The sequence below is a fragment of the Rhodovastum atsumiense genome, from assembly GCF_937425535.1.
Lineage (GTDB): Bacteria > Pseudomonadota > Alphaproteobacteria > Acetobacterales > Acetobacteraceae > Rhodovastum > Rhodovastum atsumiense.
In genome coordinates this window covers 100,573-112,258 of the sequence record NZ_OW485606.1, presented here as the reverse complement: position 1 = coordinate 112,258, position 11,686 = coordinate 100,573, and the positions used below count along the sequence as shown (strand labels likewise).

Here is an 11,686-nt window from a genome sequence, read left to right as displayed (position 1 = left end):
TGCCGCACATTGCCCTGCCGGACGATCTTCGGGTTGTGCTGCAAGGCGAGGAGCTTGCCAGGATCCTGCAAATCCGCCGGCGGGAAATACATCTTCCCTGGCGTTGCCGTGATGACCGAGGGCTTGATGACGGTGCCGACGAACACGCCGATCTCGCGGATGGTCGCGGGCGGGCTGGCACCGTCCTCGTAGTCGAACTGGAACCGGACGTAGACCTCGTTCGAGGGCGTCGGGTTGACATCGACATACCGGCCCGTGGGGACCACCAGCAGCTTGCCGGCTGGCACCAGATCCGCATGCTGTAGCCCCCAATCGTCCTTCGTGGTGCCGTTGGGCGGCGGGCCGATCTGATCGACCACCCAATCGCCCAGGTTCATCACGAACCTGCTTTCGGTCAGGGCGCGGCGCCCGACCTCGGCCACCAGGGCGGTTGCTGTCGCCGATTCTGCGGCCGGGGTGTCGTCCCACGCGGCCAGCCCGGTTCCCCAGGCCAGATGAATGGGCTGTTCGAGCAGGGCGATGGCAAGAGCCGTCCGCCCGCTCCGGGTCAATATCGCCATATCGGGCGCGCTCCGGCGGGTTATATCGCCGGAGAGCTTTCCGTCACGACCGTTAACCGGGGTATCGTGAGGCGAAGGCGGTTTGCAGCTCCCCGGTAATCCAGGCGTCCTCTTTGGCTACGTTGTAGAACAGCAGGTCGCCGATATGGCCGTAGAAGAAGTTGTCCAGCACGGAGCTGGCATCGGTTCTGGTATAGCCGACGCTGAACCTGCGCGCCGTGGGGTGGTTCGTGCTCTCAGCCGGCATGGTGCCCTGCCGGTTCACGGTCAGCTTGACGCCGTTCACGAACAGGTCGCCCGTGCCGTCCCCGTTCCAGCGCGCGACGATGAAATAGACCGTGCCCGGCTGCAACTCCTGCCCCGTGCCGTTGCCGATTACAGACCTGCCGTTGCCGCCGCTGTCCGTCGTCTTGAGCATCGGCCGCCACAGGCCGCTGATGTTCTGGATGGTGATGCCCACGCAGTAGCCGTTGCTGCCGACCCAATATTCGTTGGCAACCGGCAGGATGGTGGAGTAGCCGGTCCCCTGGGTTGGCCACGCATCCGGGGTCCGGACCACCGCGGCGACAGTGCGCGGGCCGCGGACCGCCGCGAACAGTCCGGCCAGATCGTTCGAGCTGGTCGCAGAGGCAGAATCGAGCCGCTGGGCGCCGGAGAAGGCCATCATGCGGCGGCCGTGAACGAGCGCCAGCGTCGGGTTGTTCGTCAGATCCGAGGCAACCTCGTTGCGCACAAGGTAGTAGCTCGTGCCGAGCACATCCCGCACTTCGTTGACGTAATCCGGGGATCCCCCGGTGCTGGTGACGAAGGAGGTTGCGTCAGGCGAGAGCTGGGCGGCCATGTCGGCGGTCGGCCAATCCAGCGGGAGCGTGGCGGTTGCTGTCGAGCTGGCGGAGATGGAGGAGGCCATGCGGGCGCGGATCGTCGCCGCCGTGGCATAGGCTTCATTGCCGCCGTCGGGCTTGCGGAAGCAGAGATAGTCGCCGTTCGCAGTGATGACGATCGAGAGGGCCTTACCTGCCCGAGTGCCGGTTTCCAGCGCCCACGACCCGCGTGCCGCGTTGGCGCTGTTGAATACCACCCATTCGACGCGATCGCCTTCGGTGCCCTCGCCCTTCGTCGTGACGGTGACGTTGAAGCGTGCGCGCCCGCTGTCGGCCGGATCGCGCTCGATGGTGCCGATCGCATACGACGAGAGCGAGAGGCTATAGCGATCCGTGAGGGTTCCGGCGCCGGAGGACTGCGCTGCGGCCGCGCCTGCCAGCAAGATGCCGGTGGTCAGGTCGGCCGAGGCCATGCTGCTGGCCTGGGCGGTGCCGGCAAGGTTCGACTGAGCGGCCAGCCCCACCGCCGTCGCCGTCGAGCTGGCGGAGATGGCGCCTGACAGGAGAGCGCGGATCGTCGCCGCCGTGGCATAGGCTTCATTGCCGCCGCCGGGCTTGCGGAAGCAGAGATAGTCGCCGTTCGCAGTGATGACGATGGAGAGCGCCTTGCCGGCCCGGGTGCCGGTTTCCAGCGCCCACGACCCGCGCATCGCGTCGGTGCTGCTGAACACCGCCCACTCGACGCGATCGCCTTCTGTGCCCTCGCCCTGAGTGGTGACAGTGACGGCGAAGCGGGCCTTCCCGCCGTCTGCCGGATCGCGCTCGATCGTGCCGATCGCATAGGAGTTCAGGAGGACGCGGTAGCGGTCGGTCAGGGTGCCAGTGCCAGAGGACTGCGCCCCGCCCGCGCCGGCTAGCAGGATGCCGGTGGTCAGGTCGCCAGCCCCCGAAGACTGCGCCGCAGCCGCGCCAGCCAGCAGAACGCCAGTGGTCAAGGAGGCAGATGCCGCGCTGCCAGCCTGGGCGGTGCCCGTGAGATCAGAGCTTCCCTGCGAGCCCAGCCCAGCCGCCGTTGCTGTCGCCCTGGCGGAGATGGAAGAAGCCATGAGGGCACGGATTGTCGCTGCGGTGGCATAGGCTTCGCTCCCGCCCCCAGGCTTGCGGAAGCCGACGTAATCTCCATTCGCGGTGATGACGATGGAGAGGGCCTTGCCGGTCCGCGTGCCTGTTTCCAGCGTCCACGACCCGCGCGTCGCGTTGCCGCTGGTGAACACAACCCATTCGACGCTGTCGTTTTCGCCGGGCTCGCCTCTCGTCGTGACCGTGACGTTGAAGCGGGCTTTCCCGCCGTCAACCGCATCGCGCTCGATGGTGCCGATCGCATAGGACGAGAGGCTGAACCCATAGCGATCCGTGAGAGTGCCGGCGCCGGCGGACTGCGCCGCCGCCGCGCCTACCAGCAGAATGCCGGTGGTCAGATCGGCAGTTGCCGCGCTGCTCGCCTGGGCGGAAGCACCGAACAGCCCCGCGCCGGTGGAGAGGGTGCCCCAGCCAGCCGCCTGCGCCGCGATGCTGCCGGCGAGGCGGATTGCGGTGGTCAGGCCGGCCGAGGCCACGGCACGCGCCTGAACGCTGCCAGCCAGGAGCTTGCCGGTTTTCAGGCCGGCAGACGCGACGGCCTGGGCCGCGGCGGTACCGGCAATAGGCTGACGCTTGATCTCGTCCGTTCGAGCCAAGCCGATGAGCCCCGGCCCCCATCCGCCGATCGCGCCAAAGGAGGCCATGATGGCGCCGGCCCAGACGCTGCCTTCCTCCTCGTTTACAGCGAGGCTGGAACTCGACACGCCCGGATGGATGCCGGCCATGCCAGGATATTCCGGAGGATCCCAGCCGCCGCCGTTGGCGTCCTCGAACCACTCGTCAATCGGCACCCAGACGAGGCGGTGGGCATAGTCGGACAGCCCCGTGCCGCCCGACATTTCCATCCCGCCGTCCCCCTCTTCGACCAGCATGGTGCCGGGGAAATGCGCGTTCAGGTCGCCGAGGGCCGGGCCTTCCGAGAGGATGATCTCGCCCTTGCAGAACACCTGGGGATGGAAACTCGCGGCCGGCGGGTGCGGCAGCGGCCCGGCATGCAGGCTTGTCCATTCTGCCCGGGAGAGCGCCGGCGCCATCCGCACGAAGCTGTCCGACAGGCCGGCGTTCACCGACAGGATCATGCCGTCCATGTCCTGCACCAGCCATGAGGCGCAGAGCGAGGCGAAAGCGAAGACCTTGATGTCGTCGGGCCGGCGGATGATGGCGGGCGGGGGGATGGTGACAGGCGCGAGGTAGAGCGTGCCGGCGGGGCGGTCAGCCTCCGCCTCGATCATCACCTCGTCCCAATCCAAATAGTCGGCCGATATGAGCTGCGCGGTGTGGTAGCAGAACTCGACCGCATCCGGCATGTGGTCGGCGCCGGACAAGGCCGATTCCGAGAGCGTGAACATCTCCCGCCACGGTTCGCGGACTGTGATGTTCTGCCCGAGCAGGGCCTTGATGTTGGCCTGGATGGCGAAAGGGTTCGAGCGCGCGCGCCTCCACTCGTAGACCGTGCGGAAATTCAGCCGCTCGTCCGTCTCATTCCGCTTGCGGGCAAGGCCGAAATACGACGCCCAGAGTTCGGACCACTCGCCCTCAGACTGCGGGATGACGAGCTGCCGGAGAGCCTGGGGAATGTCCGCCCGGGCCATGTCCAGCCAGCGCCCCACCGCATCCGCCCAGCCGTATAGGATCGAGGTATAGGCCCAGAGCCAATCGCCGTTGCTCGTGTCCTGATCGCCCTCACCCTCGACCAACGAGAGAGCGCCTTGCACGAGCACGGCCGGATCGTCGGCGTAGTAGGCAATGGACACATCCGCGGCCGCCAGATCATCGCGGAGCTGGGCGATGGTGCGCCCTTCCAGCAGGAGCGTCAGGGCCGGCATGTCGGGCCGGTAGACGGTCAGGACGCGCCCCTTCACGCGCCAGCGCAGCCCGCCATAGGAGCGGATACGCAGCGCCAGGACCGCCACCGGCCTCTTGTCGAAAACGCGGTTCAGGCGGCCGAGGAGGCGCGCCCGCATCGGCACGCCGGGGCGGAACAGCGCCGTCATCGCCAGTCAACCGTCATGGTGCCGGGCACCAGCACCGCGTTGAGGGGGCATAGGATGGTCAGGGTAGGCGCCACAACGACCGCGCCGCGCACGCCCGGCACCGTCATGGCGGCGTTCTGCAAGGACAGCGGCATCAGGTATTGATCGTTCGGCACGGCCGAGATGGTGGAGGCCATGGCCGCCGCGATGCGCGCCCGTAGCGCCTCGCTTCTCGCCTCCATCGCGACCTCCGCCTGCACCCGGGCGTCAACCGGGATTTCCCCCATGCGATGCACGTCAACCCGCATGCCCGTGGGACGATAGCCGGTCACGATTTCCCCCGTGTAGGGGTCAATGTAGCCCTGGACGAGCGCATCGACGCGGGCGAGCAGCGCGTCCGAGACATTGCCGGTGCCGTTGTGGACGTACATATCGACGTGGCCGGGCGTCTCGTCCACCTGAACGCGGGCCACGCGCTCGGAGACGATGCCCGAGGGCCGGTCGATGATGACGGCCTGCTTGGCGGCGAAAACCACGGCGCCGATGGTCCCGCGCGCCAGGGACCGGACGAAGTCCACGAAGCGCAACTTCCGCTCCGCTTCCGTCTCCACCCCCCGGCCGTTGGCGAAGGCGGCGGGGTTCGTGACCCGAACCACGTTGTAGCCGGCCGTGACGAGGTAGCGGATCTCGTCGGGGCCGGCATTGCCGGCGGCGCCGGGCGTGCGGCACACGGCCAGCACGTCAACGTATTCCTGCCCGACCGGGATCGAGGCCGCTTCCGCGGTTTGGTACTGCGCCGTGGAGGAGGCTACGAGGAACCCCACCGGGATGGCGACCGGCGCGTTGTGCCCCGCCTGGGCGTAGAGGCGGACCACGCCGGAAGCCGACTTGGCGGGTTGCAAGGAGAAATCGAACGAGCGGTAAATGGCCGTTGGGATCGCTTCGACCAAGCCTGCGGCAAATGCCTGATACAGCTCGTCTATTTCAGCCGCTGGTGCCTCGATCATCGTGCGCGCGACGCTGCCGACCGCATAGTCAGTGAGCGTCTTATTCACGGCCCGCATGTGGCCGATCATGCTCGCCGTGATTTCGAGGAAGGGCTTGATCCGGAATGCCACGGCTACTCGCCTCCCACGGGCAGGGGCTTGCCGTCGATTGTCACGGCGGTTGCGGATACGGCGATGCCATCCCCGCGCAGCTCCGCCTTCGTGTCCCGCACGTTGGCGATGCGCGGATCCGAGCGGACGCAGCTCGCCACATAGCTTGCACCCAGGAGATTCGTGATCGGGTTCGCGGGGCCGCCGATCAGCTCATGGAACCGCTGTCCGTAATCGGGGTGGAAGATCAGCTCCCCGGTGTGCGTTTCGAGGCGATGATGGAGGGCTTGCCGGAGGTTCGGCACCCCCGAGACGAGCTGAAGGTCGCCCGCCTCGCTCACGGACAGCAGGCCGCCCGACAGGTCGAGATCAGTACCGAACAGGTCGGACACGTCCAGCACGCCGGAGGGCGCCGGGCCTGGGGCCGGGATCTTGATGGGCATGCCGACCAGCAGCACGCGCCCCGGCGGCGGATCGCCGGCGTCGTCCTCCAACTCCGCCAGGGTGTCCACCACATAGGGCGGCAGCAGGTTGTTCAGCGCGGCCAGATCGGACCACTTCGAGGCGTCGCCCAGCTCGCGCAGCGCAATCGCTTGCAGGGTGTCCCCTTGCCGCGTGTCGGCGAGCCGATATCCGGAGATCGGCTTGCGGATGCTCATTGTGCGATTACCACCCCTTCCGAGGCCGCCGCCATGAGCTGCACCACGGCCGCGGCTCCGGCGGAAGCCAGCGTCAGGGGATCGCGCCGGAGGGAGTCCAGGGCCGCCAGGGCGCCGGGCGTGACCGTCACCGGGCCTGGATCGGTGGCGAACATGTCGGCCAGGGCGGCGCGCAGCGGCGGCGGAGCGTCCTCCCGCAGCGGTTCGAGCGTCGGCATGGTGGCCGACTGCCCGAACCGGGTCGCGATGGTTCCGAGGGCCTTGGAAAAGCTCACCGCCATCTCGCCGGCGATCAGTCGCTGCATCTCGCTCATGCCGGGGTCCGCGGCGAGGACTTGGAACCCGTTCCGCGCCGCCTCACTGTAGGCGATGACGGTGCCGAGGGCCGGCGCCGCGCCGTCCGCGAACGTGCCGCGGGTGTCCCGCGCGAGCTGGGCGGCGAGGCGCAGCAGGTTGGCCCCGACCTCCGCGAAGCGTTCCACGATCATGGGAACAAGCCCCCAAGGTTGTTGAGGCCGGCGTCGATCGCGCCGGCGACGCCATCCAGCGCCATCGCCCCGCCGACAAAGGCGGTGGCCGCGTTGATGGCCGCATTGATCGGATCCGCGACGCCGGTTGGCAGCGCAAGGTCTTGTAGAACCAGCAGTTCTATGTTGTAGCGTTGCAGGAGCGGGCTCGTCTTGCTGCGCTTGAGCGTGAACACGCGCGGCGCGACCAGCGCGGCCCGCATGTCGAGCGCGTCCACGAACTCAAGCCGGACCACGTTCGGGTCGCCGCCGCCCCGGGCAATGGCCGTGCGCGTGTCATTCCAGACCTGAAAGCTCGTGTCGCGGAGAGAGATGAAGGCGGCTTCGCCCCCGCCGCCCCCGCCCAGGCCGCCGGTTGGCCGCCAACCGGTGTGACCGCTGATTCGGATCGTCTGCACCGCCCGGTCCCAATGGTCCGCCCAGGCGCCGCCCAGCGTGTTCTGCACCGTTAACCGCGTGGGCTCGATCCACGTCAGCTCCTCCGGCCGGAGCGCCATCATGTGCAATGCCCCGGCCCCGCCTCCGGAGAGGCGGAACCCGATGGGGCGGAGGCTCTGATCCGGAGGGGTAATCCCGTAAGGCATGGTGGTGAGCGAGCACTCGAAAGCTGCCCGCCCACCTTCTCGTCACGACCTCGCCGGCGGCATAGCCGCCGCGGGTCAAGTCATGCGGCGGCGGGTCACGCCGCTGTTGTCGAAGTAGTAGCCGCCGATCAGCACCTTGGAAGCCGCCGCCGCATCGTTGGCGAAGGGGCCGGGCAAGGCCGTGATGCGGGATTCCGCGAGATCATTGCGCAGGCTCGCCAGCTCCGCAGCCTGGGCGTCGTTCTCCGTCTCCAAGGCCGAGACGCGGGCCTCCAACGCCGAGATGCGCTCGCGGGTGTAGGTGTGGAGGGCGATCAGCTCCGCCAGCAGGTCTTTCAGAACCTCCGTCAGCGCCGCGAAATAGGCGCCGATCGTGTTGAAATTGTCCTGCGCCTTCCGGATCGTATTCCGGATCGTGATCTGGTTGAGCTGATTGAACGGGTCGGTGCCGTCGAACAGCCCCTCCAACTGCGGCGGCAGGGGGATGACCACATTGCCGCCGGGGTCGCTGCCAGGATCGCCGCCGTTGCCCGTGTCGCCCAGGTCCGCCCGGATGGCCGCGGCCAGATCCTTGAACCGCGTCAGCAGGTCAGGCCCGCCGTCGCTCCCGTCCTTGATGGCGGCGTCCGAGGCCGACTTGTTGAGGCGATAGGCATTGCCGTAGGTCACGGCCCAGAAGCCCGGCCGCTGGCTGTGCATGGCCGGGAACATGGCGTCGATGTTGCGCATCCAGGCGACAGGGTCTTGCTCCTGCCCCTGGTGGTAGACGCCACCGCTGTCAGTCCAGCCGCCGTAGCCGAGGCCGGCTTCCGTCCAGATGGTGACGAGCCCACCATTCGCGGCGGACCACGCCTGAATCTGCCCCTCGATCGTCCCCCACTCCGCGGCAGATTTCGCGTCGTAGCTGTGGTGGTCCCAGAGCACCCGCCCGTCTGCGACGAACGGGCGCTTGGAGATCATCGCGCTGTAGTGCTTCCAGTTGTTCGCGCCGCACACCAGCACATAGCCGGGGAGAGCTTCGCGCAGGATGCGGTGCAGCGCGACTTGGTGCAGCGTGTAGTCGGAATTGCCGCCCCATTCGTTCGCCGGGCCACACGCGAACTTCGTCCGGTCAAACTGGCGCTCCGCAATCCAAGTCGTGCAGTTGCGGATGTGCTGGTAAATCACCGCCTCGTTTGCGGTGAAATCCTCCCAGGTGGTGAGCACGTCGGCGCAGTCGAGAATGACCTTGAGGCCGGCATCCATGTATGCCTTCGCGGCGTCGAGGATGCGCGTGAACTGCGCCTTGGTCGGCGGGCTTTTGCCTTCGCCCATCATGTCATATGCAGGGCGCCAGCCATAAAACAGGCGGACGTAATCGAAGCCCTGCGCCTTGAGATACTTCCCATAGGTCAGGGCTCCGCCTGGGACGGCCCAGGCCCACCCGCGCTCGATGTCGGCCCCCATGTAGATGTCTTTGACCCAGGCTTTGGCGAAGGCGATATCCGCAGGATCGAGCGGCGCGCCGCCGGTCGGGTCGAGCGCGACTTTGCAGAGGCCGGAGTCAACATAGTAGGCGAGATCGTTGGCGTCGTAGACCTTCACGAAGTCGCCGGTGGCGACCATCCGCGCCGTAACCTGAATCTGCCCCGTGGTCGGCACGACATTCAGCGCGGTGCGCCATGAGAAGTCCGACGACTTGACGACAACCCAACCGATCTTGCTGATGCCGGTGGACTTGACGGTGAAGGTGTAGGGCGCGCCGGCGCCGGCCGTCATCTCGTAGACGGTGCCCGGCTGCTGCGGCGTGATGGAGAGCGAGCGCGTGCCGCCGCCCGGCGTGGAGGTGGCGATGGTGCAGACGCCGGAATCCGTCGTCACATTGAAGTCGTCGGCGTCCCACACCTTAACGAAATCTCCAGTCGCCATCAGCCGCGGCGCGATCATGACGGCTTTGGATGGCGGGACTGACACGACCGTCGCGGAGCTGCGCCAGGAGAAGTCAGACGACTTCACGACGACATAAGCAACCCTGGAAACGCCGTTGGTATCAACCTGAACGTTCCAGACGGCCCCCTGCCCCTGGATGCTTTCGACCAGGGTTCCAGGGCTCCATGGGTTGAGGCGCACATAATGCCCGGCCTGCTTGCTCGCCAGCGTGGCCGCGCTCGTTGCCTGCGCCTTGGCGACAATGCCCCAGGACGACACCGAGATGAGTGTGACCTTCTGGGAATAGAACTTCTTGCTGTCGTCGCCGGGTTTCCTCACCACGAGGTAGTCGCCGGAGGCGCGGAACGGCACTTTGATCTGCTTGCCGGTCGAGGAGCCCGTGACGAGCGCCCAGGCGTTGCGGCCCCAATTCTGGGCGGTGAACACCGCCCACTCGAAGCTGTCGCCGCCCTTCGTCGTGACCGTGATTGTCCACTCGGCGCTGCCGTCCGGCGCCGCGGGCAGGCTGTCGGGAGACGACGGCGAGAGGGTGGCCTGGAACTCCACCACGGGCGGGACATAAGGGTTGACCGTGACCGGATCGGAGTAGGTCCGAACGGAATCGGTCCCAGGCTTCCGGACCGTGAGGTAATCGCCCGTCGCCAGGAACGGTACAGCCAGCGTAGCGCCGGCCAGGGTGCCGGTCAGGGTGGCCCACCCGGAGCGCGCGGCGTTCTGCGCCGTGAACACGGCCCATTCGGCGCTATTGCCGGCCGTCGTCGTGACCGTGGTTGTCCAGATCGCGGTTCCGCTTACCCCGGCCATGATGCTCCCGGGACTCTGCGGGGAAAGCACGATGGCGAACGGATCGACATAGGGCGTGACCGTTACCCGGTCCGAATAGGCTTTTTTGCTGTCGTCCCCGGGCTTGCGGACAATCAGGTAATCGCCTGTCGCCCGGAACGGGACAGAGAGCTGGGCGCCCGCCGCGGTGCCGGTCAGGGTGGCCCAATCGGCGCGCGCGCCCTCGCTCAAGTCATGGATGCACCACTCGACGCTGTCGCCGCCGGTGGTGGTGGTGGTGATGGTGGTGGTCCAGGCCGCGGTGCCGTCCGCCGCCGCGGCCAGGGTGCCCGGGCTCTGCGGGCTCAAGCTGATCGTGTAGGGCACCGTGCCCTCTGCCGTCTCGGAGGCAACGAGCGGCAGGAACGTCCCGGCAATCGGCAGGTCGAGGGCGAAGCTGGCACTCATGCCGGCCGGCGGCGTGAGAGTGCTGGCGTTGTCGTAGATGCAGCCGTTGCGGCCCGTGCGTTCGCCGAAAAGGCAGTAACCGATTTCACGCTGGGCCGCGGTGCCGGCGCAGGCCGCATGCGTGATCCGGACCTTGTTCGCGCCGATGATCGCGGCCGCCGAGACGGCGCGGATGGCGCCGTTGTCGCGCACCGACCAGCCGCGCCCGTCCAGCGCCTTGGCGTCCAGGGTCTTGAGCTGGGTGCCGCGGTCGTGCGTCACCGTTATGACGGTGGTGGTGGCGGTTTCCGCCCAGGCGTGCGTGATCCGCGGCCCGAGGCCGCCATAGTCCGCGGCCGGGCCGATGCCATACAGCGCCCGCATCCACCGGCTGACAGACAGGGCAAGGCGCAGGCCCCAGGTCTTGAGATCGGGGCCGTCGATGTGGCTGGTGTCAGTCCCGCCCCGCGGTTCGGCGTCGCTCGTGTTCCGCAAGGCGATGTGGAAGTTCATCGCCGGATCGGTGGCCAGCTCGTGGAACACCTCGCGGATCATCCGCTGCGCCGCGGTGTTGCTGGGTGCGTAGGGGATCGGGAGCGGGGCGAATACAGGGAGCCGATCGGCGCTCTTACCCACCCAGGACCGCAGCAGGGTCAGCCAGCGAATGACCGCGGCCTTGTAAGTCGCCTTGTCCGCAGTGGTCCGCAGTTGGCTGTCAGTCTCCGTGTTGAGCCACCAAATGAGCGGGATGCGGTTGCGGTCCGTTGCAGTCAGCAGGCTCGTGACGAAGTTCCGGACGCCGATGCCGGCATATCCCGGCCCCCAGGTGGACGGATCGCCACCGGCGGACGCATCGAGAAACCCGCTGTTGCTGCCAGAGACGTAAACCGGCGTCCCACCGTATGTTGACCACGTATTGTCAACGGCCCCCTGTTGCAGAGCCCAGCCGTCCGGCCCGGTCCACCCGCCAAGGGTATAGACCGCCCGCGGCACCCCCCACGCCGTCGAAAGCCCGCCCAGCAACTGCCCAAACGGCCATGGGTCGCCGCCGATGAAGTAGCCTTGATTCGACTGTCCAACCGCCAGCGCACCCGCATGGGTGACGGTCATTGTGCCGATCGGGGACGACGGAGGATCGAGGAGGAGCGCGGACATACGCTCCGTTGTTCCGTCACGACCAAAAA

Annotated in this window: 7 protein-coding genes; all 7 read right to left on the bottom strand. The window is 67.5% G+C overall.

The features are described from left to right. Positions 1-560 (bottom strand): hypothetical protein (locus NBY65_RS32965; protein ID WP_250266056.1); only part of this gene is annotated, 560 nt, incomplete at its 3' end. Between the two features lie 52 nt (positions 561-612). Continuing rightward, positions 613-4,518, bottom strand: coding sequence for a LamG domain-containing protein (locus tag NBY65_RS32960; protein ID WP_162530584.1), 3,906 nt, complete (start codon positions 4,516-4,518; stop codon positions 613-615). Next, positions 4,515-5,615 carry a baseplate J/gp47 family protein gene (locus NBY65_RS32955; protein WP_150041344.1) on the bottom strand — a complete coding sequence of 367 codons (1,101 nt, stop codon included), beginning with the start codon at positions 5,613-5,615 and terminating at the stop codon, positions 4,515-4,517. Before NBY65_RS32955 ends, NBY65_RS32960 begins: the two co-directional genes overlap by 4 nt. A gap of 2 nt (positions 5,616-5,617) precedes the next feature. Then, on the bottom strand, positions 5,618-6,253 hold the full coding sequence (locus tag NBY65_RS32950) for a contractile injection system sheath initiator (protein ID WP_150041345.1): 636 nt from the start codon (positions 6,251-6,253) through the stop codon (positions 5,618-5,620). After that, positions 6,250-6,741, bottom strand: a complete 492-nt coding sequence (locus tag NBY65_RS32945) for a hypothetical protein (protein WP_150041346.1) — start codon at positions 6,739-6,741, stop codon at positions 6,250-6,252. Before NBY65_RS32945 ends, NBY65_RS32950 begins: the two co-directional genes overlap by 4 nt. Beyond that, on the bottom strand, positions 6,738-7,364 hold the full coding sequence (locus tag NBY65_RS32940; RefSeq protein ID WP_456312501.1) for a hypothetical protein: 627 nt from the start codon (positions 7,362-7,364) through the stop codon (positions 6,738-6,740). The genes NBY65_RS32945 and NBY65_RS32940 overlap by 4 nt, the downstream gene beginning before the upstream one ends. Positions 7,365-7,439: 75 nt before the next feature. After that, entirely contained in the window at positions 7,440-11,612 is a 4,173-nt protein-coding gene (locus tag NBY65_RS32935; RefSeq protein ID WP_150041348.1) for a cellulase family glycosylhydrolase, read from the bottom strand. Positions 11,613-11,686 lie beyond the last annotated feature (74 nt).